Origin of the sequence: Roseibium album, assembly GCF_001404515.1 — a bacterium.
GTDB classification, from domain to species: domain Bacteria; phylum Pseudomonadota; class Alphaproteobacteria; order Rhizobiales; family Stappiaceae; genus Roseibium; species Roseibium album.
In genome coordinates this window covers 331679-356702 of record NZ_CXWE01000008.1, presented here as the reverse complement: position 1 = coordinate 356702, position 25024 = coordinate 331679, and the positions used below count along the sequence as shown (strand labels likewise).

The window sequence follows — 25024 nt, the reverse complement described above, 5'->3', positions numbered from 1 at the left end:
GTTACTCCAGGCCAAACGGTTTGTCTGCTCCGGTCAGTACGGCCACCAGGTCAGCGACAAGCTGCAGCAGGAGGAGGCCGAAACCGATCGGAAGGGCGAGATAGGGGATCCAGAGTCTGACGCCCCAAACCGTGTCGGAACGCCAGCCGCGATCCCAGGCGAAATGCCAGTATTCGTAACCATACCAGAGCATGATCGAGATTATGACGATAGACAGCGCCGATGTGAGAATGGCGAGCGCAAATCGTGCCCGGGGTGGAAGCGAAAGCGGAATGAGGTCGACATTCACATGACCTCGCAGGCGCTGCACATAGGGCAGCCCGATCAACGTTGCGGAAATGACAAGATAGATCACGGCCTCGGTCTGCCAGACGGTTGAGGCATTGAGTACCCATCGCACGAATATCATCTGGCAGGTAATGGCGACGGCCGCGACGATCATGGTCGCGGAACACCAGCCTGCCAGGGTTGAGATGGCTGCAACGGCGCGCAGAAACGGGTTGTTTCCAGTGCGCGCGGCAACAGCAGAGCTATGGCCGGCCATAACCGACTCCCCCAGATCCGGGATTGAAAGAAAGGGCGGGCGGCCTGGGCCGCCCGCAATGCCGTTATTCGACAGCCAGAGCCTTGTCGAGCAGATCCTGTCCGCCCGGCACTTCCTCGACGAATTTCTTGTAGGAAGTCTCCATGGCCAGCTTGCGCCAGGCTTCGAAGTCCTCCGGGCTCATCTCGGCGATATCAACCCCGGCTTCCTCAAAGACCTGAACCGAGGCGGCGTCCTGTTTCTTCGCTTCTTCCAGATAGAACGCCTCGGCCTTCTCGGCTCCTGCCAGGAGCGCTTGCTGCTGGGCTTCGTTCAGCCCTTCAAAGCTCGACTTGTTCATCAACAGCGGCTGATACATGAACCAGAGCGCGACGTCGCCAGCAGGTGTATAACACTTCACCTGTTCGTAGATCCGATAGGAAACGAAGGACGAGGACGAGGTGTTGGCCGCCTGCAGAACACCGGTTTGCATGGCGTTGTATATTTCGGACGAGGCCATCGAAGCGATGGACGCACCTGCTCCGGCGAGCATCTGTTCGAATGACTTGCCGGCCGCACGGGTCTGCAGGCCTTTGACGTCATCAGGGCTCGTGATGCACTTGTCCGTTCCGGCAAAGCCACCGGCGAGATAGCCGTGGACGAGAACCATCACATCGTCTTCCGCCATTTTCGCCTCAAGGGCGTCCATGAACGGCGAGTCGCTGAGACGGGCTGCGTGATCGTGGTTTTTCACGAGGCCCGGCATCAGGGTGAGGTTGTACGCTGGCTGCTGGCCACCGGCGTAGCTCAGCGGGAACACGGTCATGTCGAGTTGACCGCGGCTGAGCGGCTTGTATTGCTCACGGGGTTTGAACAGTGACTTCGATCCGAAGATCTTGATGTTCAGGTCGACATCCGCCGCTGCGACTTCATCGGCAACGATCTGTGCCACCTGGTGGCGAACATCCTTGTTTGACCATTGGTGCGACAATCGTAGTTCTGTCGCGTTGACGATCGATGCAGAACTCATGATGGCAAGGGCTGCCACCGCACCTTTCATAAAAGTTTTCATAATTTCCTCCCGAAGTGTCCGCCCGGGAGGCTTACCCGGGTGGATGTGGCCAATCTAAGGTTGGTTTGTATTTTTAGTCAACAATCTTGTATACAAAAAATTCGAATTTGCGTTTCAGAAGGGATCGAATTACAAGAAATGTCATGGAACAACGCCGCGCCGACAACATAGCTGAAGCGCTGGAAGAGCATATATTCAGCGGCTCTTTCCAGGACGGGGATCGCCTCGATGAAGTCAGGCTCGCCGAACAGTTCGGTGTCTCCCGCACCCCGTTACGCGAGGCCTTTCAAAGACTCGCGCTATCCGGCCTGGTCGAACTGGTGCCTCGGCGGGGCGCATTCGTTCGCCAGCCCGGACCGATCGAGCTGATGGAAATGTTCGAGGTCATGGCAGAGCTTGAAGCCGTGTGCGGACGCCTGGCGGCGATGCGGATATCGGAAGAGGCACTGGACGATCTTCGCGATGCGAATGCCAAGTGCCAGAAAGCGGTCGATGCCAGGGACACGGACGGCTACTACACCGAGAACGAACGTTTCCACAAAACCATTTACAGGCAGTCGGGTAATCGTTTCCTGGAACAGGAAGCGGCCAAACTGCACAAACGTTTGAAACCGTTCCGGCGGCAGCAATTGAAGTTCCGCGGCCGGATGGCCCAATCCATGGCCGAACACGAGGCTATTGTCGATGCATTGGCCACCGGCAAGCCGGAGGAATCCGCCAATGCGCTACGCAATCATGTCGCGGTTCAGGGCGAAAAGTTTCACAATCTGATGGCAAGCCTGAAAAGCAAGGCAGAGTGAAAATTCAAGGCGCAGTCTTTGCAAACGCTGGCGGATCAAACAGGCATACGTGATTTTTCAGATTGACCTTCCAGTGACTGGAAGCCCTAACTGACACCTGCAGTCAACTTGGAAAGAGTATCCAGATCATGCAGGAAACCGTTGCCTCAATTGTCCCAACAGAGGAAAACCGCGAGGCCACCGACCCGGTCTGCGGCATGACGGTTGCGCTCGGCAAGGGCAAGCCGACACTTCGCTACAAGGGTGAAGACTACCACTTCTGCAATCCGAAATGTCACGACAAGTTCGAGACGGACCCTTACTTCTACCTGTCAGGCAACAATCTGAAAAAGAAGGAGCTGGAAGCCGAAAGATCCGCGACCGGCGCTCTTTTTACGTGCCCGATGGACCCGGAAATCGTGCAGGAGGGCCCGGGCACATGCCCGATCTGCGGCATGGCGCTCGAACCGATGAGTGGTGTCTCAGACGAACCCAATCACGAACTCATCGATTTCACCCGTCGTCTCTGGGTCAGCGCGTTGGCTGCCATCCCCCTTCTTGTCCTGACCATGGGACCCATGGTCGGCGTGCCGGTACGCGACTGGATCGGGGAAGGCTTTGCAATCTATCTCGAGGCGATTCTTGCCACACCCGTTGTGCTTTGGGCGGCCCTGCCGTTCTTTCAACGCGGCTGGACTTCGCTCGTCACACGTCACTTCAACATGTGGACGCTGATCATGATCGGTGTCGGCGCCGCCTATCTTTATTCCATGATAGCCGCTTTCATGCCGTTCCTTTTTCCAGACACCCTCAAGGGTGCAGGCGGACATATGCCGGTCTATTTCGAGGCGGCAGTGGTGATTGTTGCGCTGGTTTTCGTCGGTCAGGTTCTGGAATTGAATGCAAGGGAACGCACGGGTGACGCCATTCGCGCGTTGCTTGACCTTGCACCGAAGACCGCTCGGCGGATTGTTGCTGATGGCGACGAATATGACGCACCGCTTGAAAACATCGTGGCCGGCGACAGGCTGCGTGTCCGGCCCGGTGAAGCGGTTCCGGTCGATGGAGTTGTACTGGAGGGGGGATCATCGGTCGACGAGAGCCTGGTCACAGGTGAACCGGTTCCGGTCGCAAAGGAACCTGGCGACAGGGTCACGGGCGGTACACTCAACAAGACCGGTACCCTTGTCATGGAAGCGCAGCTGGTCGGCGAAGACACGATGCTCGCCAAGATCGTCGACATGGTGGCTTCAGCACAGCGGTCCCGCGCACCCATCCAGGGTCTTGCTGACCGCGTGGCGGGCTATTTCGTGCCGACTGTCGTCGGTGTCGCAGTGCTGGCGTTCTGTGCCTGGCTTGTATTTGGACCAAGCCCGTCACTGGTGCATGCCGTAATTGCCGCCGTCTCCGTCCTCATCATCGCCTGTCCCTGTGCGCTCGGACTGGCAACGCCCATGTCGATCATGACCGCAACAGGAAGAGGTGCGCAGGCGGGCGTCCTCGTCAAGACCGCCGAAAGCCTGGAACGTCTTGCCGAGGTCGATATGATTGTTGTCGACAAGACCGGAACGCTTACGGAAGGTCGTCCGGTGGTAAGCGATATTCTTCCCAATGCCGGTGTCACGGAAAATCATGTTCTGGAACTGGCCGCAGCGCTCGAAAAAGGGTCCGAACACCCCCTGGCCGAAGCCATCCTCGATGCAGCTGGAGAACGACAGCTCGACATTCCGGTGGCAAACAGTTTTGAAGCGGTGACCGGCAAGGGCGTGACCGCAAAAATCGGCACCAGCCGTGTTTTCCTGGGAAATGCAGTTTTTGCAAGGGAGACCGGTGTTGATCTCGACGGACTGGACGAACGTGCTGAGGAGCTTTCCGAACTGGGCAGGACCGTCATGTTCCTGGTTCAGGATTTTGGGGGGCAAGCCTTTCTTCAAGGCCTGATTGCTGTCTCCGATCCGGTAAAGCCGAATGCCAAGGTGGCTATCGCTGCACTCCATCATGATGGCGTGAAAATCGTCATGGCGACCGGTGATGCACCGCAGACAGCTGCGGCCGTCGCTGCCGTTTTGGGAATTGACGAGGTCCATGCCGGCGTTTTGCCGGAAGGAAAGCAGAAGCTTGTCGAAGACTTGAAAGCCGGTGGCCACACGGTCGCAATGGCGGGAGATGGCGTCAACGACGCCCCTGCGCTTGCAGCCGCTGACGTCGGACTGGCTATGGGCACAGGCGCAGACGTTGCGGTTGAAAGCGCCGGTCTGACATTGCTCAAGGGAGATCTTGAAGGGATCTTGCGCGCACGAACCCTTGCCCGTGAGACCGTGAGGAACATCCGGCAGAACCTCTTCTTCGCCTTCGCCTACAATACTGTTGGAGTTCCCGTCGCTGCAGGCGTGCTCTATCCGGTTTTCGGAGTTCTGCTGTCGCCCATGCTGGCGGCGGTCGCCATGAGTTTGTCTTCGGTCTCCGTGATCAGCAATGCGTTGCGCTTGCGCACCCTCAAACTGTGAGGACACCCGGATGAATATCGGAACAGCATCTGAATTGAGCCACCTGCCGGTCAAGACCATTCGCTACTACGAGGAGATTGGCCTGATCGAACCGACACGTAGCGGCAATGGATACCGGGATTTTTCGGAAGTGGATGTCCAAAGACTGAAATTTCTTCAACGCGCCCGTGGGCTCGGGTTTTCGATTGAGGAATGCAGGGATCTTCTGTCGCTTTATGAGGATCGCAACCGGGCAAGCGCGGACGTTAAGGCCCTGACGCGCGCCAAGATCCAGGAAGTGGATCGAAAGATAAGCGAGCTGAAATCGCTCAAGCGCGTTCTTGAAACGCTTGCGGAAGCTTGTCACGGCGACGACCGACCGGACTGCCCGATCATTGATGATCTTGCAGGCAAGAGTGATCTGGATCAGGACTGACGGAGGCGCGAGAACATGAAACGTATCGGAACCGGAGTGGCCGTCGCTGCACTGCTTGCCGCAATACTGGCGGGGGCTGTTACCTGGCGCTCGCAATCTGTTGAAGATGCGCGGCCAGCCGAAACAGGTGCTCCTCTTGTTCAGGTGACGGAACCGGAGCTGTTGCCGGTTGCCTTGGAGGGACAGTCTGTCTTCCGCGCGAATTGCGCTGCCTGTCACGGAAATCTCGCAGATGGACGTGAAGGCTTGGGGCCGCCTCTGGTCCACAAGATCTATGAACCGGGACATCACGGCGATGCAGCCTTTTTTCTGGCAGCTGCACAAGGTGTCCGGTCACACCACTGGCCGTTCGGCGACATGCCGCCTGTTGCGGATGTAAGCCAGGATGATGTGCGCAAGATCGTCGCCTATGTGCGTACGCTTCAGCAGGCGAACGGTATCTATTGAAGAGGAAGAGCTTGATGAAACCCAGTCATGTTTTGTGGACGATCGCGGCCGGCATTGCAGGCCTTGGAGCTGCCTGGGCCCATGGCGGAGCCACGGGGATCGTCAAGGAACGCATGGATGCGATGACGGAAATCAGCCGCAATGTCAAACTTGTCGGCCAGATGCTGAAAGGCAACGCGGCCTACGACGGTGTTGAAATTGCGCGTGCAGGTCAGGCGATAGCCACTCATGCAGGTGACGCGATGATCAAGCTGTTTCCCGAAGGCAGTTTGAAGGCGCCATCGGAAGCCAGCCCATCGATCTGGAATGAATGGACGCAGTTCTCCGGGTATGCTGACAGTCTGCAAACATCGGCGCAGTCCCTGAAGGGACTTGCAGAACAAGGCGCGGATCAAAAAGCCGTTGCGGCCGCCTTTGGGAAGATGGCAGGAACCTGCAAAGCCTGTCACGAGGCATTCCGCATAAAAAAATAGTTTCTGTCGCCAATTACGCCGCGTCTTCAGCGGTTGACTTCAGCAATCTGCTTGCCACATGGGGCAGCATGTTTTACCTGACGGTCAAACAAAGCTGATAAACAAGCTGCAACGGCACGGCAACAGGAGACAGTTCGACATGACCATCCGGTACCACAAGGGGGACCTTCCGGATCTGAAGGCCTATGAGGCGGCGGAAGCGGTTGCGGTCGATTCGGAAACCCTGGGCCTCAATCCGCACAGAGATCGGCTTTGTGTCGTCCAGCTTTCCTCTGGGGACGGAACCGCGGATGTCGTGCAGATCGCGCGCGGCCAGACTGATGCGCCGAACCTTGCCAGGCTGTTTACCGACGTGACGAAGCCCAAGATTTTTCACTTTGCCAGGTTTGATGTTGCCGTGTTGCGGCACTATTTAGGCATCGAGGTCACACCTGTCTGGTGCACAAAGATCGCGTCCAAACTGGTGCGCACGTATACCGATAGGCACGGCCTGAAAGATATCACTCGCGAATTGCTGGGTGTTGAGCTGTCGAAACAGCAGCAAAGTTCGGACTGGGCCGCGGAAAACCTTTCGGATGCGCAACTCGCCTACGCCGCATCGGATGTATTGTATTTGCATGCATTGAAGGAAAAGCTGGAATTCATGCTCGAACGGGAAGAACGTGGGCACATTGCAAAGGCTTGCTTTGAATTTTTGCCGGTTCGTGCCGAACTCGATCTCAAGGGTTGGGACGAAAACGACATTTTCGCTCATTCCTGACCAGGGCGAGTGGTTGCCGGGGTTCTGGCGGCGTCGCTCTTTTGGAGACACCATTGACAGTCATCAGCGAAGACACGGGACAATCGGTCCCGAAGCACCAGTTCAGCCGTGCACAGCGGGCCGCCCGCAGGCACAGCATTATGGTGCGCGTTTTACGCTGGCTGTTTCCCGGAATCGGCCTGTTGATCCTGGCCGTCATGGTCGGGCTGGTGGTCTTGTTCAACGTATTGAGCGGTTTTGGTGCGGCGAACATGATGCTGACCAGTGACGGGCTGGTGATGGATCATCCGGAATTGTCCGGTCATGACGGCGAGCGTTCCTACAAGGTGACCGCGCGCCGCGCGATCCAGAGATTGAGTGATCCGCGTATCATCGATCTTGAGACGATTCGCGCCGATATCGTGCTCGACGAGGATGAGAGCGCTGAAATCATTGCGCTTAAAGGCACTTACAACAATGCGGCAGAGACCTTGCGTCTTTTTGAAGGTATCCAGATCGAATGGAGCGAAGGATATACCGTGGATCTGTCCGAAGTGGATATCGATCTGAAGGATGGCGCGATGCGCACGTCGGAACCGGTTTCTATCCGGTCGGAACAAGGTCGTGTTCAGTCTGGTAAACTTTCATATGATAAGGCTAAAGGTCTCGTCCGGTTTTCGGATGGTATCAAGATGACCATTCTACCGGCATCGGAAGGACAGTAGCAGATGACATTTTCCAAGCTTTTCGCGATCGCCTCTGTTGCGGTTCTGCTGACCGGCACTGCCGGCGCTCAGACATTTTCGGACTCTTTTGCGGGCTTCGGATCGAACGAAGGTGAACCGATCGAGATTGAAGCGAGTGAACTCAGGGTGGAAGACAACAACAACACGGCGACATTTGTCGGTGACGTTGTCGTGATCCAGGGCGAAACCAGCCTTAAGACCGAACGCTTGAAAGTTTTTTATGCCGGGTCTGATTCCTCGGAAGACGAAGGGGCGGTGCAGCAACGTATTTCTCGCCTGGAAGCCGAAGGAGGGGTTTTCGTGACCTCCAAGGACCAGACTGCCAAGGGGGATGCGGCAAGCTTCGACATGAACAAGGAAATCATGGTGATGACCGGCCGTGAAGTCGTTCTCAGTCAGGGTCCGAACGTGGTTGTCGGCCAGAAGCTGACGGTCAACTTGAAGACCGGACAGGCGAATTTGACGGCTGCCAACGGCAACGTGTCCGGTTCGGGCGGCGGTGGTGGACGTGTTAAGGTTCGTATCTTGCCGAACAGCGTGGAAGAGAACTGAGTTATTACCCTGCGGGCATGACGGATTTGGTTGCTACTTGACCTGAAACGCGCCGGCAATTTTTGGATGGATTTTTGTTACGTGAAGAGAAGCTCTTCAGACTACAATGGATTGCATGGAAGTATGCCGGAACCTGCTTTGCCTGAAGACGATCTGTCACAGGCGCTGGTGGTTGAGGGGATAGGCAAAACCTACGGCCGCCGCCAGGTTGTCAAGTATGTCAGCTTGTCGGTTAAGCCGGGTGAAGCCGTCGGCTTGCTGGGTCCCAATGGCGCCGGCAAAACCACGACATTTTACATGATCACGGGCCTGATCAGGCCTGATCAGGGTCAGATACTGCTTGAAGGGTTCAACATCACCCGTATGCCGATGTACCGAAGGGCGCGTCTGGGGATCGGGTATCTGCCGCAGGAAGCGTCAATTTTCCGGGGCCTGACGGTCGAGGAAAACATCCGTGCGGTTCTGGAAGTGGTGGAATCCAATCGTCAGAAACGCCGCGAAGAACTGGATTCGCTTCTGGCTGAATTCGGCCTGACTCATCTTCGCAAGTCGCCGAGTATTGCCCTTTCCGGCGGAGAACGCAGGCGTGTTGAAATCGCACGGGCGCTGGCCAGCCGTCCGTCCTTCATGTTGCTCGACGAACCCTTCGCAGGCATCGACCCGATCGCGGTTGGTGATATTCAGCAACTGGTGCGTCACTTGACGCAACGCGGGATCGGCGTCCTGATCACCGACCACAATGTACGCGAGACCCTCGGTCTGATCGACAGGGCCTATATCATCGCGTCCGGCGAGGTGCTCACGGAAGGGTTGCCGCAGGAAATCGTCACGAATCCCGACGTGCGAAGGCTTTATCTGGGCGAACAATTTACGCTTTGATGACGGGTGGCGAGCTAGGGTATAGTGCAGGTCTGCAAGTTATAAGCAAAAAACAGACCACAAGTAGCTGATAGGCGCCCGGGAACTCGATGGCCATTTCAACAAAGCTGGAGATGCGGCAAAGCCAGTCGCTGGTGATGACGCCGCAGCTGATGCAGGCGATCAAGCTTCTGCAGATGTCCAATCTCGATCTTGTTTCCTATGTTGAATCCGAACTTGAACGCAATCCGTTGCTCGAAAAAACCGACGGCGAGGCCAACGACGGAAATACGGGTGACACTTCCGTCACTTCGGACCGGATCTCCGACAATCCCGACGGTTCTTCTCCGGCTGGCGAAGAACCGGATGCCGGGGACTGGATGCAAAACGACCTGGAAACCGGGTCCGAGGCCATTGCATCGCGCATGGATACCGATCTTGGCAATGTATTTCCGGATGAACCTGGCGTGCCCGCATCTCCGGATCCTGCCCTCCTGAAAACCGGTGACAGCTACAAGAACGTCTCGAGCGGAGGCGCGTCGGAAGACTACAACCTGGAAGCCTTCGTTGCCGAGGAGGCTTCTCTGGTCACTTCGCTTGAAGAGCAGATGCATTTCGCGTTGAGCGACGAGGCGGACAGGTTGATTGCCGGTCATCTTATCAATTCTCTCGATGAAAACGGGTATCTTTATCTGGATCTGGAGGAAACGGCTGAACAGCTGGGTGTCGGGCCGGATCGTGTTGAATGGGTGCTGAACATCCTTCAGACCTTTGAACCCGCCGGTGTCTTTGCACGCAGTCTTGCCGAATGTCTGAAGCTGCAGTTGATTGACAGGAACAGGTTTGATCCGGCGATGGAAGCTTTCATCGACAATATCGAGCTGCTCGCAAAACGTGAGCTGTCCGCGCTCAAGAAGATCTGCGGTGTCGACGACGAGGATCTGACGGAGATGATCGCCGAGATCCGGGCTCTGGATCCCAAGCCGGGCAGCGTGTTCGGGTCATCGCTCGTGCAACCTGTGGTGCCGGACGTGTTTGTCCGCCCGGCCAACGACGGCACCTGGGCAGTGGAACTGAATTCGGATACCTTGCCCAAGGTTCTGGTAAATCAGACGTATTTTGCCAAGGTCATCAAGACAGCACGAAATGAAACCGAGAAGGAATATCTGACAGATTCCCTTCAAACCGCGAATTGGCTTGCCAAAAGCCTCGATCAGCGGGCCAAGACCATTCTCAAGGTATCAACCGAAATCGTTCGCCAGCAGGATGGGTTTCTGACTTACGGGATTGCCCATCTGCGCCCTTTGAATCTGAAGACCATTGCCGAAGCGATCGGCATGCATGAATCAACAGTCAGCCGCGTGACGTCCAACAAGTTCATGGCAACGCCTCGCGGGATTTTTGAACTTAAGTATTTCTTCTCGTCTGCCATTTCCGGCACCTCTGAAGGCGACACACATTCGGCAGAAGCGGTTCGTCACCGCATTCGGCAAATGATCGATGCTGAGGACCCGAAGGCGATTCTGTCCGATGACACGATCGTGAAAACTCTCAAGAATGACGGGATCGACATTGCGCGAAGAACAGTCGCAAAATATCGCGAAGCGATGAAAATCGGCTCATCGGTCCAGCGCCGCCGCGAAAAAAATTCCAATATCTGAGACACGATCGGCCGAGCAACAGGACCAAAGATGGCAATATTTCGAACTGAAATCGAAATATCCACTGAGACAATTTATTGGAACTACACCATTCTTCCGATGCGTTTGCCGACCTGTTTATTAAGAATTGACACTTTGCGTTAGCGCAATTATAGCACCGCCCTCATGACGTAATGAGGGGATGGCGCTGACGCGCTGACTGGTCCATTCTGTGGACTTGAGACGTTTCGCGTCTCGACATCGGCAATTGCTGATGATTTATCGGCCAATAGAAAAAGAAGAGGTCCCCATGGCTTTGCGGATTTCGGGTAAGAATGTTGATGTGGGCGATGCACTTCGCGAGCACATCACAGACCGAATCGATGATGCCCTGTCCAAGTATTTCACGGGCGGATTCACTGGCCACGTCACGCTTAGCAGGGAGGGCACAGGCTTCAAGTCTGAATGCAACCTGCACCTGGACACGGGAATCGTGCTACAGGTGTCGGCGCAGGATCAGGATCCGCGGAACAGTTTCGATGCTGCTGCGGACAAGATCGAAAAGCGATTGCGCCGTTACAAGCGGAAGCTAAAGGATCACCACAGCCACAACGGCAACGGTCGTGAGGCGTTCGAAGCAGCATCCTACGTATTGGCGTCACCGGAGGACGACGAGGAAGTGCCGGTGGATTTCAATCCGCTTGTTATTGCCGAGACCTCTGCCAAGGTTAAGACCATGACAGTCGGTATGGCGGTGATGGAGCTGGATCTGACCGAAGCACCGGTGGTTCTGTTCAAAAATGCGGCAAATGGCGGTGTAAACGTTGTCTACCGCAGAGCAGATGGCAATATAGGGTGGATAGACCCAGCGTTGGTGGCCGGAGAGGCCGCCGAATAAAATGATGCGGAAGAAGCCGGCATCCACGCCGGAGCCGGCTTCCGAAATTTGTAGGCAAACTAATGGATCTTAGTGATCTTCTGGGTAAAGATGCGGTGGTTTCCTGCCTGAAAGCCAAAAGCAAGAAACAGGCAATTCAGGAACTCTCCGGCCGTGCGGCGGAACTGACCGGTCTTTCCGAACGCGAAATTTTCGACACTTTGCTTCAGCGCGAGCGGTTGGGATCTACGGGAGTAGGTCACGGCATTGCGATCCCGCATGGCAAATTGACACGTCTTGACCGCCTGATGGGGATATTTGCGAAGCTCGACAAGCCAGTGGATTTTGATGCGCTGGATGACGAGCCGGTCGACCTCGTTTTCCTGCTGCTCGCACCAGAAGGGGCAGGTGCTGACCATCTGAAGGCTCTTGCCCGGATTGCGCGCCAGTTACGCGATTCTTCGGTCACCCAGGGTATCCGCGCGTCCTCGGACGCTGAACAGATATTCGGTTACCTGACGCAGCCTCTGGCGTCTTCCAACGCAGCTTAATCGTTTCAAATGACAAAGGACCTGCCGACCGGGCAGGTCTTTTCTGTGTCAGACTTCCGCCGGGTTGGGATCACCTTGAACCATGCCGGGCTGGGCAACCGTTTGAATCGCCCCCTTGGACAGAGCCGGCAAGTAAAGGTCGGCAAGTTCGGAAGGCGGGTTGGATTCTTCCGGAATGCGCCACAATGTCGACCGGATCCCGAGTTTTCCGAGAAATCTCGTCGATGTGGAAACAGCGATGAGGACGGCGAGCAATGGTCCGATGGCAATCGGAACAACGGGCCAGACCATACCGATCGGCTGGGTGGAGATCCAGCTTAATCCGGCGAGGCCGAACAGCGTCTGCGGCCACAGCTTGGCTGCGGCTAGCGGCACGGGAAGGCGCGCAACGCCGCGCGCCTGAGCGCCCCAGCCGATGCTCTTGCCAAATACCAGCCCTCCCATGAACAGGGTATGTGCGACGGCCATGATTGGTGCCAGCATGGCCGAATAGACGATTTCCGCACCGACACTGATCAGGATACGAACCGTCCCGCCGAAAGACTTTCTCAAATCCTTGCGGGCGAGCACATCTGCAACTGTCGCAAGCTTCGGCGCGAACACCATCGTTAGGATCATGAAGAACAGCACCGCTCCGGTGTCGGCACGAAACGGCGCATAGTCAGTCGTCATGCCAAGTGTTGCGGCGCCGACCATGAAACCGATCCACGCGGGAGAACCCAGGAACATCAGAATTGCCAGGAACAGCTGGGCACGGCTGACAGGTTTCAGACCTTTCATTCCCAGAAGGCGGCGATACTGAAGGTTGCCCTGACACCAGCGGAGATCGCGGCGGATGAATTCCAGCAGATGCGGCGGATTGTCCTCGTAGCTGCCAGTTTCGAGAGGCAGCACGCGGCACTCATAACCTGCACGGCGCATCAGGACAGCTTCGACCTGGTCGTGTGACAGGATTGTGCCTGCCAACGGCCCCTTTCCGGGCAGGACCGGCAACCTGCAATGCTCCTTGAAGGGTTTCAGGCGCAGAAGTGCATTATGGCCCCAATAGGGTCCGCAATCGCCCTGCCACCACGCGCTTCCGATTGTGTAGGAGCGCATCCCCAGCCGCATGCCGAACTGGAAAACCCGCGCGAAGGCGCTGTCCGTCGGCAGGCCGACGACGAGGCTTTGAAGAATACCGACCTTGGGATTGGCTTCCATCCGTCGGACGAGGCCCGTGATTGCATCCGCGGACATGTAGCTGTCGGCGTCCAGCACAAGCGCAAAATCGTGATCGTCGCCCCAACTGTCGCAGAATTCCTCGATGTTGCCGGCTTTGAAGCCCGTGTTCTTCGAGCGGCGCCGGTAGATGATTTCCATCTGGCCCTGGAACCGTTCGGACATTCGCGCTGCCATTTCCTGCTCTTGAAGGGCAATTGCACCGCGCGACGTGTCACTGAGAACATACAGTTTGAAATGCTTCGACTGACCCGAACGGATCAGGTTGGTCATCATCGCGCTGAGATTGGTTTCCAGGCTTTCCACGTCCTCGTCACGCACGCAGGACAGGAGCGCCGTCGAGCTTTTCAGCGGCATCTTCGGATCGCCTGCATTGATGGGACAGACAGCGGCAAGCGGATCGCGCGAAAGCCGCATGACCAGCAAGCCGATGACCGCATTCCAGAATCCGATGATCGTCCAGGGCAGCGTGACCATGAAGCACAGCACAATGAACAGATCGAGCGGTGTCAGGCCGCCTGGTGACAGCGTGACCACCATGAGTGCAGTGAGTGCGACAAAGCTGGTTCCAAGAAGAATTGCGAAGATCAGTCGTCTGATCGTCATTCTGGTCGCTGTTTTGTCTGAAATGGAGGTGTCAGTGACTCGAAACATTTTTGTGACTTCCAATCCGGGCAATCGTGGCGATAGTGCGCATGTCAAAATGTCCTAATATTGACAACGGCTAAGCGAGCAAGCGGAATGTTACGGGAATGACGGAAAAAAGGCTGGTGACGCACGGCACAACCACGCCGCTGGCGCTGTGGTACGTCGGAAACGGGCAATGTGAACTTGAACCGGTTGCGGTTGAAGAACCCAAACCGGATGAGGTTCTCGTGCAAACTCTTTTTAGCGGTGTCAGTCGCGGAACGGAGGGCCTCGTCTCCCGAGGTGAGGTTCCCGAAAGCGAGTGGCTGCGCATGCGCGCACCTTTCCAGGCGGGCAACTTCCCGTTTCCCGTGAAATACGGGTACGCAAATGTCGGCACGGTTCGCGGAGGAGACCCTGATCTGGTTGGTCGAACCGTCTTTTCGCTCTACCCACATCAAAGCGCTTACACTCTCCCTTCCAGTTCCTGCATGCCTGTTCCTGATGGCGTTTCGCCGGAACGTGCTGTTCTTGCTGCCAATATGGAAACAGCGCTTAACGCTATATGGGACGGAAAACCATCACCTGGGGATCACATCTGCGTGGTTGGCGGTGGTGTTGTCGGTCTCCTGACCGCTTACGTCGCCGGCAGGTTGCCTGGATCAACCGTCACCGTCATTGATACAAACCCTCAACGGGAAGAAACTGCACGAGCACTGGGACTTTCCTTTGCCCTGCCGGAAAACGCTCCCGACAATCAGGATCTCGTGTTTCACACCAGCGCGAGTGCCGCAGGCCTGGCGACGGCTCTGGCATGCGCCGGGGACGGGACATCGATCATTGAAATGAGCTGGTACGGCGCCCGGAGCGTTGCCACGCCGCTCGGAGCGGACTTCCATAGCCGGCGGTTGAAACTCGTGTCCAGCCAGGTGGGCTCCATTCCCCTGGAACGCCAGCCACGCTGGACCTACAGGCGGCGCCTGGAAGTGGCGATGACCCTGTTGAAGGACCCGGTGCTCGACAGGCTGATCACGCACGAGGTGCCCTTCCGGGCATTGCCGGATCAACTTCCCGATTTGTTGAACAAAGCGTCAGATGTCCTGGCAGCTGTTGTCGTTTATGACGCAAAAGCCTGCTAGAAAGCGATCGACGGCCTTCCCGCCATTTGCACAGAAGTTTCAGGAACCGGAATATGTTTGCTGTTGAAGTTCGAGACCATGTCATGATTGCGCACTCCTTCAAGGGAGACCTCTTCGGTCCCGCCCAGGCACTGCATGGAGCAACTTTCGTCATCGATGCGGCCTTTCTGGCAGAAAAGCTCGACGAAAACGGCGTGGTAATCGATATTGGCCGCGCGCATGAGGCTTTGAAGGAAGTGCTTGAACCGCTCAACTACAAGAACCTGGATGATGTTCCCGAATTTGCGGGCGTCAACACGACGACCGAATTTCTGACCAAACACATTCACGACCATCTGGCGCACGCGGCACGAGAAGACCGTCTGGGTCGGCCTGGGCACGAACTGAAGGCTATCCGGGTGACGATCTCCGAATCGCACGTCGCACGGGCCTGGTACGAAGCCGGAATCTGATCCCGCATGAAAACACTTTGTTTTGCCTATCCGGGGGATCTCGAAACACCCACCGGCGGTTACGGATATGACAGGAAGGTCATCGCGGGTCTGAGAGACCTCGGGTGGCAGGTCGATCTTGTGTCGCTCGGCGACGGGTTCCCGTTTCCGTCGCAGTCGACGCTGGCAAAGGCACGGGAGCTGTTCGCACGCGTACCCGATGGTGGAAGGCTGGTCGTTGACGGGCTGGCCCTTGGCGTCATGGATGAGGCGGCCGCGGAACAAGCTGAACGGCTGGACCTGATTGCACTGGTGCATCACCCGCTGTGCCGTGAAACGGGACTTTCTCCCGATCAGGCAGCCGAACTGTTCCAGAGCGAACGAAAATCCCTGACGCATGCAAGACATGTCATCGTCACAAGCCATGCAACATCCGATCAGGTGACGGACCTCTTTGCGATCGCGCAAAAGGATATCACGGTGGTTCTTCCGGGAACCGACATTCCGGCCCCCGTCTCGCGGGCAGCATCCGGCACAACGCGGCTTCTATCTGTCGGAACCGTTGTTCCCCGCAAGGGATATGATCTTCTGCTTGCCGCCTTGGCGGATCTTGCGGAATTGGATTGGAACCTCGATGTTGTCGGAGGCCTGGACGCAGATCCTGACTGCTATTCGGCTCTTCAGGCCCAGGTCGTTGACTTTGGGTTGAGCGACCGGGTGACCTTTCATGGTGCTGTTGCGCCGAAAATGTTGCCGGATTTCTACCGGAGCGCGGACGTCTTCGTGCTGGCCAGCCGCTATGAAGGATATGGAATGGCCTACACCGAGGCACTTGCATACGCGCTCCCGGTCATCGGCAGTGGCGGCGGCGCCGTGAAGGACACGCTGCCTCCGCGCGCCAGTGTCTATTGCGGTACCGAAGACATCGACAGTTTGCGCCAGGCGCTCCAGTTGCTGATCCTTGATGAAGGCAGGCGCAGGGACATGTCTGCAGCGGCCAGGATCTCCGCGGCGCAACTGCCAAGCTGGCGGGATGCAGCCACCCAGTTCGCGCTGAGTTTGGAGGCGGGGGACGCATGAGCGGATTTTCTTCCAAATGGTTGTCGCTCCGGGAACCACTCGACATAGCAGCCCGCAATCGTGCGGTGGAACAGTCTTTCCTGGAGCAGTTGCCCGGCGGCTCACCGAAAATTCTGGATCTCGCCAGTGGGGCGGGATCGACCGTGGCCGCCTTGAAAGATCGACTTCCTGCCAACACCCGTTGGTTGCTGACGGATCATGACAAGGGCTTGATTGACGTTGCCTCGAAACGCTGGAAGAACCGGTTGAAAGGCGACCTTTCATTCCGCCAGGTTGATCTGGCCGGGGCGCTTGAGGATCTGCCCTTTGGTGAAGTAGACGCCGTCAGCACCTCTGCTTTTCTTGATCTTGTCTCCGAGAGTTTTCTCACGCGGCTCGTGGATTGCATCGTCAGCGCAAGGAAGCCGTTCCTGGCAAGTTTGACGTATGACGGGCAGGCGGATTTCGCGCCTCCCGCAACCCTGGACAGGGCGATGCGGGAAGCCCTCAACACCGATCAGCTGCTGGACAAAGGCTTCGGCCCTGCCCTGGGACCTGGCGCGGCTCCCTGCGCTGTCGAGCTTTTCAAGGCGAGGGGATACAACGTCTTGCAGGGTCAGTCGGACTGGCGTGTCGACGCGTCAGAGAAGGATTTTCTGGAGGAGTTCCTGAATGGATGGGCAGGTCTTGGTCTGAGGAAAGGTCTTGATTGCAACGTTTTGGAGGACTGGCGGAGGCTTAGGTCGGATCAGACTGCGTCCGGAGAGATCCGCGTCAGGATCGGTCACATCGACTTCGCTGCCTTTCCACGTGTGAATTGTTGAACAGGCACATACCTTGTAAGGCTAAAATTCGAATTTTTTAATTTACGATTTGCTAAGTATATCGGCATCGATTTGGCAAAAATACGGGTTGTTTGCGTAAAATGTGCAAGCTTTCGTACTCTTCCACTTTGCCTTAAAGCGCATGATAAGAAATTTACGATAGCGTTCAGCCAAAATGAAGCACGATTACTGTGCGTTTAGAAATGGCTAACAGGGAAAAGATCAGGTTTGCTGGGCTCGATAGAAAGCCGGAGCAGTTGTTTGATCTTGGGACGTCTGCGTGATGGATCAGCGCTTAGAAACTTCAAACAGGGCAATCTACGTCGATCTGGACGGCACGCTGCTCCGCACGGATCTGCTGTGGGAAAGCCTGTTTCAGGCCCTGCGACGGAACCCATTGGTGATTTTCGCATTGTTTGGCTGGCTCATGAAGGGAATTGCCTTCACCAAGGCGAGACTTGCGGAGATCGCCGGAATTGACGTGACAGCACTGCCGTATCGAAGCGAAGTTGTTGAACAGCTCAACAGCCAGCGCGCCATGGGCCGGCGCATTGTCCTGGCAACCGGATCAAATGAGAAGCTGGCTCACGCAGTTGCAGGCCATCTCGGCCTGTTTGACGGTGTTCTGGCATCGGATGAGGAAACAAACCTTACCTCGGTGCGCAAACTGGAGCGCATCGAGGCGGAATCCGGCGGCGTCGGCTTCGAGTACTATGGCAATTCGCACCACGACATTTGTTTGTTCGAAGCAGCGTCGGAAGCGATCGTTGTCGCTCCGGACCGGGCCGCCAACCAGTGGCAGAAACAGTCTGGCGCGAACCGCATCGATGCGTCGGAAAGTGAATTGAAAGCTGCACTGCAGGCAATGAGGCCCCATCAGTGGCTCAAGAACGCGTTGATCTTCGTTCCGGCGGTTCTGGCGCATGATATTTTCGTAGGCTCTGTGTTTCTCAGTGCGGCTCTTGCGTTTGTCGCCTTTTCACTATCGGCCTCTGCCATCTATATCCTCAACGACCTGATGGATCTTGAAGCAGATCGGAAACACAAGACCAAGTGGAAACGGCCATTCGCCAGTGGGCGCTTGAGCGTGCCGAATGGCCTCATGCTGGCATTCGCATCAATCGTGGCGGCATTCGTCATTTCCGCCTTTCTGCCGATCGAATTTGCAGGAATTCTTCTTCTCTACCTGTTCATCACGACGGCCTATTCTCTTTCCGTCAAGCGTATGCTGCTGCTGGATGTGTTTGTTTTGGCCGGGCTATACACGATCCGCGTCCTTGCGGGGGGAGTGGCCGCAAGTATCGAATATTCCTTCTGGCTGCTTGCCTTTTCCGTGTTTTTCTTCCTGTCGCTTGCGCTTGTAAAACGCTTCACCGAATTGCAGCAGGTTGGCGAGATCGCCTCCAGGGAAGTGACAGGGCGCGGTTATCGTCATGTGGATCTGGAAACGATCTCGCAAGCCGGAATGACCTCCGGGTTCGCTGCGGTCCTCGTGCTCGCGCTTTACATTCAGAGCCCCGCCATCGAGCAGGCCTATGCCTTGCCGCAGATGATCTGGCTTTTATGTCCCCTCATTCTCTACATCATCATGCGAATATGGATACTGGCGCGTCGGGACGAAATGCATGAGGACCCGATTGTCTTTATCCTGAAAGACTGGCGCAGCCAGTTGATGATCGGATGCGGAGCCCTTTTGTTCCTCATCGCAGCGATCTGGTAGGTCGCCGTGACAAATCATATCCAGAGCTGGGGTGGGCTGAAGGTCGAAGCGCCGGATCTTCTTGAGCCTGAGGACTTTCTGAAATCGGATAGACCGGCAGGGAGCATTCTGCCATTCGGTAACGGCCGCAGTTACGGAGACAGCTGTCTGAACGCATCGGGAACTGCGATTGCGAACCGAAGCTCGAACAGCATCCTGTCATTTGACCGGGTCACGGGAATTGTCGAGGCAGAAGCCGGCGTTCTGCTTTCCGACCTGATCGATGCAGTCGCACCCCATGGCTGGTTTCCGCCGGTTCTTCCCGGGACGCAATTCGTGACCCTTGGCGGTGCGATCGCCAATGATATTCACGGCAAGAATCATCACCGGAAAGGCACCTTCGGTTGCCATGTCACCGAGATCCACCTGGATCGTTCCGACGCGGGAAGCCTTGTGCTGCACCAGGGTGATGAAACAGGGCTCTTTGAGGCGACGATTGGCGGACTGGGCCTGACGGGGCTGATCCGCAAGGCCTCGTTGCAACTCATGAAGGCAGGCTCGTCGTGGATCAGACAGGAGACAACACGGTTCGACAACCTGGAAGCCTATTTCGAGCTCGCGCCGAGGATTGACGAAACACACGAATATGCGGTCGCCTGGATCGACTCTCTCAGCAAGGGAGGGCGTTTCGGGCGCGGTCACCTGATCGCAGGTGATCACGAACAGACGGGGGGACATCCTGCAACCGGAGCCGCATCGAGACTCAGCATACCGTTCACGCCACCGATCAGCCCGCTCCAGGGTCCGTTTTTGAGGATGTTCAACGAAACCTATTTCCGGAATGCACCGGAGGGGACGTCGTCGAAACGCGTTCCGTTCGACACCTTCTTTTTTCCACTTGATAGCATTGGCAGCTGGAATCGCCTTTATGGTCCTCGCGGGCTTCATCAGCATCAAAGCGTGATCCCGGAAAGTCAGGGTTTTGAGACTGTCAAAACCCTCCTGGAATGCACTCAGGCAAGTCGGCACGGTTCGTTCCTGACGGTTCTCAAACGCTTTGGGTCAATGAAAAGTCCCGGATTCATGAGCTTTCCGCACGCAGGTTTCACGCTAACACTGGACTTTCCGGACAAGGGAGCTTCGACGTACCGGCTCCTGGAAAAACTCGACGAAGTGACACTTGCCGCCGGCGGTGCGGTCAATCCGTACAAGGACCGGCGAATGTCGGCTGCAACCTTCAAGGCCTCGTTTCCGGAGTGGCAGCGTCTTGAATTGCTGCGAGACCCCTTGCTGCTTTCAGATTTCTGGCGGCGAACAGCATTGCAATGAAAATATTAAGTAAACCAGGAGTTAAAATTATTAGTAAGAACAATAATTCGTGGTAACAATTAATTATTCATGTCGAGTTGGGTGGTTGGAGCAAGTTTAAAATTAAGACAAAATAATTGAATTCGTTGAATAATCTCGCTGATACATCGAGCGCGCGCGGAGATGGCCCTGCATGAATACCTACCTTCCTTTCATATTGTTTACAGTTCTGACCAACGCCGCTGCGCAGATCCTGTTGAAATACGGCATGGTCCGGATCGGTGACTTCAGCACGTTGCATAGCAATCTGATCATCAAACTGCTGCAGGTCGTCTTCTCGCCCTTTGTGTTCCTGGGGCTGTGCACGTTCGTGATTTCCATGGCGTCTCATCTATACGTGTTGTCGAAGGTGGAACTGTCCTACGCCTATCCGTTTTTGTCGCTCGCCTACGTCGTGGTCGCCGTCTACGCCTATTTCATTTTTCAGGAAGATCTGAACGCGATGCGCGTTTTCGGCATTGCTCTGATTTGTGTCGGAACGGTCTTCATCGCGCAGGGCGGATCCAACCACGATCGCGCCGGAACATCCACCAAGGTTCAAACAGCTGCTCTTGAGGAGACCTCGAAGTGAAACATATCCTTTTTGGCGGTGACGGCTTTGTCGGCCGGCAGCTTGCAAAGCGCCTGCTTGAGCACGGCGAGGAAGTCATCGTCGCCGACATCGCGGACAGCCATCGGCATCTTTATGCCAAGGCAACGATTGTCGATTGCGACGTAACGGATCCCGAGGCCGTCGCTGCCGTGCCGATAAGCAGCGAAGATATAGTCTACAATCTCTCGGCGAAAATGCTGTCGCCGATCCAGGTGCGTTCAAAGCGGCACGACTTCTTTTATCCGGTCAACTTTGACGGCACAAAGAACATCATCGAGGCGATGGACCGTGCCGGTGCGCGTAAGCTGGTGCACTATACGACCGACATGGTTTATGGCCATACGGTCACGTTTCCGATGACAGAAGATCATCGCGTCGCACCGCTCGGCGAATATGGGCAGTCGAAGCTGGATACCGAAATTCTGGCGGCCGAGTGGCGGGAACGGGGAATGAATATCACGCTCTTCCGGCCAAGGCTTATCATCGGTCCTGGCCGCCTTGGTATTCTCACCAAGCTCTTCAAGCTGATCGACATGAACTTGCCCGTGCCCATGATCGGATCGGGGAAAAATCCCTACCAGTTCATCTCGGTCTATGATTGCGCGGATGCGGCCTACAAGGCCTGGAAGGCGGGCGTGCCGAACCAGGCCTACAATCTGGGTTCCATTGATCCGCCACCTGTCAGGAAATTGCTCGGCGATCTGGTCAAGCACGCAAATTCAAGGTCGATCCTGCTGCCCACATGGGGATTTGCCGTGAAGCGGACCCTCGATTTTCTGGACGCGATCAATCTGCCCCTGATGGATCCCGAACAGTACCTGATTGCTGACGAAATGTGCGTTTTGGACGTTTCAAAGGGCGAACGTGACCTCGGCTGGGTTCCCGCGTATCGGGACGAAGACATGCTCATTGCCGCATATGACGAATATCGCACACAAAAAGAAGACGGAACCAGCGTCGACCACGGCACGGCCCAGCCCGCAGAATAGGAATTCCAGATGTTGCAGAATACCGCGATCCGCCCCGAATTCTCCGAAGTCGATGTTGACGCCGAACCCGTGAACACCGCAAAGCCGGATCTTCTGACGGTCGAAGAGGCAAAAGCCCTTGATCCCCAGTCGATGGCAGATCTTTTCAAGGAGCACATCAATCCGGGGCAGTTTCACTTCATGAAGCTGCTCGGATTTCACAAGGTCAAGATCGAGACTGCCGAAGGCATGTACTATGTCGATCAGAACGGCCGAAAGATCCTGGACTTTTTCGGTGGTTTCGGTTCCCTGGCGCACGGTCACAACCATCCGCGCGTGATTGCAGCCCGTCAGAAATTTCAGGACGAAGGTCGACACGAGATCGCGATTGCCTTTCTGTCGCAATACGCGTCTGCGCTGGCAAAGAACCTGGCAGCCTGTTCTCCCGGTGAACTGGACATGGTGTTTCTCGGGTCTTCTGGGTCTGAAGCGATGGAGGCCGCGGTCAAAGTCGCGGAACGGGCCTCCGGTCGGCCGAACTGCAAGATCGTTCACGCCGGGAACTCCTTCCACGGCAAGACCAAGGGCGTCTTGTCAATCACGGACTCCGACCTCTACCAGGGCAACTTCAATCTGGTGGAGAACCGCATCAAGGTTCCGTTTGGAGATCTGGAGGCTCTGACCCGCGCAATTGAATCGGATCCGGACATAGGCGTTGTCGTGCTGGAAACGGTCCAGGGCGGCGGCGGCATCATTTCCGCCCCGGAAAGCTATTGGAAGGGCGTGCGGGCCCTGTGTGACAAACACGATGTCCTTTGGGTCGCCGACGAGGTTCAATGCGGCTATGGCCGCACCGGAAAGTTCTATGCATTCGAACACTATGGTGTTGTTCCGGACGTGACTGCGCTTGCCAAATCTCTCGGCGCCGGCAAGGCCGCCGTCGGAGCGATGATCGCAAAACGCGAAGTCTACATGAAGGCCTACGGGTCGCCGAAAACGGCGATGATCCATGCCCAGGCCACCTTCGGTGGAATAGGCGAGGCAAGCATCACCGCGATCGAAGGCCTGAATGTTCTTTACGATGAAGACCTGATCGAGAACGCCGCGCGTGTCGGTGACCATCTGATTTCCCGTCTGAAGGCTCTTCAGGAAAAATACCCGAAGATCATCAAGGACGTGCGCGGCAAGGGCCTGATGGTGGGGCTGGAGTTCCAGGACTTTTCCAAGACGATGCCGGCAGTGCTGAGACCGATGATTTCCCTTCTGGATGACAAGCTGAAGGGATCGCTGTCGGGATTTATCGGCGCGCAGCTTCTCAGGGACTATGACATCCTGGTTGCCTTTACCGAGTACAACCGAAATGTGATCCGACTCGAGCCGCCGCTGGTCTGCACCTCAGAGAACGTCGACACGTTCTGTGACGCTCTTGATGACCTCCTGTCGAAGGGGATCGTCAGCATCGTCAATGGCTTTATCAAGTCGCAAAAGGGATAACCGGCAGACTGCCGGATGCCGGAGCGCTTCATGCTGCCGCCGGTTGGAGAACAAGTTGAAAGGCCCGCTCAGATCGAGCGGGCCTTTTGATTTCAGATGGGTTAGGTTGCGCTCCGAATCCGCCCAAATCGTTCCACGACCTCGCGCGGCCGATTGAGAACTTGGATCACCTTTCAACGGGCATCGTAAACAACGGCAGTTCGCAGCTGGGTGGATCTGCTCGTGCGGAAGGTGGAATGAGACGAACGTGCCGCCGACGAAGAGCGTCGGGCAGGTCACCGCGAACCATCATCTCGTGGGTATCACCCTGCTGCGTCTGACCGGCAGTACGAGACCGCCGGAAACATCAGCCAGCCACACGCCGTCAGGATTATGGCCAGATTGACGACAAGCACCACAACACGGTGAAACGTGTCGATCGCAAGATGCGTGAGCCTGTGTTTTTTGCTGAGTGCGAGCAATGTCTCGGACGAGCGAAAATCAGGCAAATGCCATCTGGTGAAACGACAGATTGCATTGCGGTGTGTACCAACGCCATCCAGGCGTGTGGGGTGATTTTCTCCAGAGCGGACTCGCTGAAAAAATATCGCCTGAAGCTTGAGCGTCCGCCGGATAACGCAGAGATTGCAGGGTAAACATGTAACCCATTGTTCTGTAATGTTTTTTATTTCAATGCGAACATTTCCTTAGAGTTAATAATATGTTAATATTCCGCATGAAAAGAGAAAGTTTCATCTAAGGAAACTCGGTTTTTTTACATTTGGGGCAGATTTTGTATTGGTAGGAGCTTCACATGAGAATTCTTGGCTTAGCATTGGCCGCAGCAGTGGCTATCCCCCTGGCAACCGCAGGAATAGCAAATGCGGCCCCGATTTCGGGCAATATATCCGGCAACGTTCAGGAAAATGGTCCCAAACCACTTAACCCGTGGGCGCCGGGCGGTACACCCTTGTACGACGATTTCAGCAATGGAACCGGGAATCCGTCGTTTAGCCTTGTAGGCGATACTCATATTTTCGGCACCGTCAGACATGCGAGCAGCACCAATTTCAAAGACGGCTGGACCATGACCCTGGATAGGGCCTACAAAATCGCCTTTAGATGGGCACCCCATGCAGGTAGCCTTTTTGACGGCGATTTCAATTGGGGCGGAAATACCTTCAGCTTCGCAGGGACGGGTGGACCGAGCGTGCTTGGCATTCTGGGAGCAGGAACACATTCCTTCCAGGTCGATGCAACAGCAGGCGGCTTGCCACCCATCGAAGACGGATACTGGTCAGTCCATGCAACGGTTGTTCCGCTACCGGCTGGCGCCGTACTTCTCCTGTCGGCCCTTGGTGGTCTGGCGCTGTTCAGGTCCCGCAAGAGCGCTTGAATTCAACGCGGCATGTGACGCGCATTTGCCGTCTCAGCGCTCAATGTCGAG

26 protein-coding genes are annotated in these 25024 nt (G+C 56.2%); 22 read left to right on the top strand and 4 right to left on the bottom strand.

What is annotated here, in order from left to right:
• Position 1: 1 nt before the first annotated feature.
• Together LA5095_RS26040 and dctP are read right to left on the bottom strand one after the other, a co-directional pair.
• Positions 2-544 (bottom strand): TRAP transporter small permease, encoded by a 543-nt coding sequence (locus LA5095_RS26040; RefSeq protein WP_055120342.1) that lies wholly within the window; start codon positions 542-544, stop codon positions 2-4.
• 64 nt (positions 545-608) lie between these two features.
• Positions 609-1595, bottom strand: coding sequence for a TRAP transporter substrate-binding protein DctP (dctP, locus tag LA5095_RS26035; protein ID WP_029062015.1), 987 nt, complete (start codon positions 1593-1595; stop codon positions 609-611).
• A 143-nt stretch (positions 1596-1738) separates the two neighbouring features.
• On the opposite strand from dctP, the gene LA5095_RS26030 reads away from it, so the two are divergent.
• The 12 genes from LA5095_RS26030 to ptsN all read left to right on the top strand — a co-directional run bounded on the left by LA5095_RS26030 (position 1739) and on the right by ptsN (position 12179).
• Positions 1739-2395 carry a GntR family transcriptional regulator gene (locus LA5095_RS26030; protein WP_055120336.1) on the top strand — a complete coding sequence of 219 codons (657 nt, stop codon included), beginning with the start codon at positions 1739-1741 and terminating at the stop codon, positions 2393-2395.
• A 128-nt stretch (positions 2396-2523) separates the two neighbouring features.
• A complete protein-coding gene (locus LA5095_RS26025; RefSeq protein ID WP_055120334.1) occupies positions 2524-4881 on the top strand; it encodes a heavy metal translocating P-type ATPase in 2358 nt (785 codons plus the stop codon).
• 10 nt (positions 4882-4891) lie between these two features.
• Positions 4892-5296 (top strand): Cu(I)-responsive transcriptional regulator, encoded by a 405-nt coding sequence (cueR, locus tag LA5095_RS26020; RefSeq protein ID WP_029062012.1) that lies wholly within the window; start codon positions 4892-4894, stop codon positions 5294-5296.
• A 15-nt stretch (positions 5297-5311) separates the two neighbouring features.
• Entirely contained in the window at positions 5312-5743 is a 432-nt protein-coding gene (locus LA5095_RS26015; protein ID WP_055120330.1) for a c-type cytochrome, read from the top strand.
• 14 nt (positions 5744-5757) lie between these two features.
• A complete protein-coding gene (locus tag LA5095_RS26010) occupies positions 5758-6216 on the top strand; it encodes a c-type cytochrome (RefSeq protein WP_055120328.1) in 459 nt (152 codons plus the stop codon).
• A 139-nt stretch (positions 6217-6355) separates the two neighbouring features.
• On the top strand, positions 6356-6976 hold the full coding sequence (locus LA5095_RS26005; protein WP_055120462.1) for a ribonuclease D: 621 nt from the start codon (positions 6356-6358) through the stop codon (positions 6974-6976).
• A 53-nt stretch (positions 6977-7029) separates the two neighbouring features.
• Positions 7030-7680: an LPS export ABC transporter periplasmic protein LptC gene (gene lptC, locus LA5095_RS26000; protein ID WP_208992863.1), complete on the top strand. Its 651-nt coding sequence runs from the start codon at positions 7030-7032 to the stop codon at positions 7678-7680.
• A gap of 3 nt (positions 7681-7683) precedes the next feature.
• Complete coding sequence (locus tag LA5095_RS25995) at positions 7684-8253, top strand: LptA/OstA family protein (protein ID WP_055120326.1); 570 nt, start codon at positions 7684-7686, stop codon at positions 8251-8253.
• A gap of 123 nt (positions 8254-8376) precedes the next feature.
• Positions 8377-9132, top strand: a complete 756-nt coding sequence (gene lptB, locus LA5095_RS25990) for an LPS export ABC transporter ATP-binding protein (protein WP_055120324.1) — start codon at positions 8377-8379, stop codon at positions 9130-9132.
• 89 nt (positions 9133-9221) lie between these two features.
• A complete protein-coding gene (rpoN, locus tag LA5095_RS25985; RefSeq protein WP_055120322.1) occupies positions 9222-10772 on the top strand; it encodes an RNA polymerase factor sigma-54 in 1551 nt (516 codons plus the stop codon).
• Between the two features lie 289 nt (positions 10773-11061).
• Positions 11062-11649, top strand: coding sequence for a ribosome hibernation-promoting factor, HPF/YfiA family (hpf, locus tag LA5095_RS25980; RefSeq protein WP_055120458.1), 588 nt, complete (start codon positions 11062-11064; stop codon positions 11647-11649).
• 62 nt (positions 11650-11711) lie between these two features.
• The gene (gene ptsN, locus LA5095_RS25975; RefSeq protein WP_055120320.1) at positions 11712-12179 is read left to right on the top strand and encodes a PTS IIA-like nitrogen regulatory protein PtsN; all 468 of its coding nucleotides are present in this window, start codon (positions 11712-11714) and stop codon (positions 12177-12179) included.
• Between the two features lie 48 nt (positions 12180-12227).
• Here ptsN and mdoH read toward each other — a convergent pair whose 3' ends face one another.
• Complete coding sequence (gene mdoH / locus LA5095_RS25970; protein WP_055120455.1) at positions 12228-14051, bottom strand: glucans biosynthesis glucosyltransferase MdoH; 1824 nt, start codon at positions 14049-14051, stop codon at positions 12228-12230.
• Between the two features lie 98 nt (positions 14052-14149).
• Between mdoH and LA5095_RS25965 the strand changes: the two genes are divergently transcribed.
• The 9 genes from LA5095_RS25965 to LA5095_RS25925 all read left to right on the top strand — a co-directional run bounded on the left by LA5095_RS25965 (position 14150) and on the right by LA5095_RS25925 (position 23598).
• Entirely contained in the window at positions 14150-15163 is a 1014-nt protein-coding gene (locus LA5095_RS25965; RefSeq protein WP_055120318.1) for a zinc-dependent alcohol dehydrogenase, read from the top strand.
• 53 nt (positions 15164-15216) lie between these two features.
• Positions 15217-15615: a 6-pyruvoyl trahydropterin synthase family protein gene (locus LA5095_RS25960; RefSeq protein WP_055120316.1), complete on the top strand. Its 399-nt coding sequence runs from the start codon at positions 15217-15219 to the stop codon at positions 15613-15615.
• A gap of 6 nt (positions 15616-15621) precedes the next feature.
• Positions 15622-16674: a glycosyltransferase family 4 protein gene (locus LA5095_RS25955; RefSeq protein ID WP_055120315.1), complete on the top strand. Its 1053-nt coding sequence runs from the start codon at positions 15622-15624 to the stop codon at positions 16672-16674.
• Positions 16671-17477, top strand: coding sequence for a class I SAM-dependent methyltransferase (locus LA5095_RS25950; protein WP_055120312.1), 807 nt, complete (start codon positions 16671-16673; stop codon positions 17475-17477). Before LA5095_RS25955 ends, LA5095_RS25950 begins: the two co-directional genes overlap by 4 nt.
• Positions 17478-17760: 283 nt before the next feature.
• Complete coding sequence (locus LA5095_RS25945; protein ID WP_055120310.1) at positions 17761-19197, top strand: UbiA family prenyltransferase; 1437 nt, start codon at positions 17761-17763, stop codon at positions 19195-19197.
• A gap of 6 nt (positions 19198-19203) precedes the next feature.
• Positions 19204-20505 (top strand): FAD-binding oxidoreductase, encoded by a 1302-nt coding sequence (locus LA5095_RS25940; RefSeq protein WP_055120307.1) that lies wholly within the window; start codon positions 19204-19206, stop codon positions 20503-20505.
• Between the two features lie 172 nt (positions 20506-20677).
• Positions 20678-21115: an EamA family transporter gene (locus LA5095_RS25935; RefSeq protein ID WP_055120305.1), complete on the top strand. Its 438-nt coding sequence runs from the start codon at positions 20678-20680 to the stop codon at positions 21113-21115.
• Positions 21112-22125 (top strand): NAD-dependent epimerase/dehydratase family protein, encoded by a 1014-nt coding sequence (locus LA5095_RS25930; RefSeq protein WP_055120303.1) that lies wholly within the window; start codon positions 21112-21114, stop codon positions 22123-22125. Before LA5095_RS25935 ends, LA5095_RS25930 begins: the two co-directional genes overlap by 4 nt.
• A gap of 9 nt (positions 22126-22134) precedes the next feature.
• Positions 22135-23598 (top strand): aspartate aminotransferase family protein, encoded by a 1464-nt coding sequence (locus tag LA5095_RS25925; RefSeq protein ID WP_082442971.1) that lies wholly within the window; start codon positions 22135-22137, stop codon positions 23596-23598.
• Between the two features lie 302 nt (positions 23599-23900).
• Here LA5095_RS25925 and LA5095_RS32510 read toward each other — a convergent pair whose 3' ends face one another.
• Positions 23901-24086, bottom strand: coding sequence for a hypothetical protein (locus tag LA5095_RS32510; protein WP_144436169.1), 186 nt, complete (start codon positions 24084-24086; stop codon positions 23901-23903).
• Positions 24087-24391: 305 nt separating this feature from the next.
• Here LA5095_RS32510 and LA5095_RS25920 point away from each other — a divergent pair, with 305 nt between their 5' ends.
• Positions 24392-24973: a VPLPA-CTERM sorting domain-containing protein gene (locus LA5095_RS25920; protein WP_055120301.1), complete on the top strand. Its 582-nt coding sequence runs from the start codon at positions 24392-24394 to the stop codon at positions 24971-24973.
• Positions 24974-25024 lie beyond the last annotated feature (51 nt).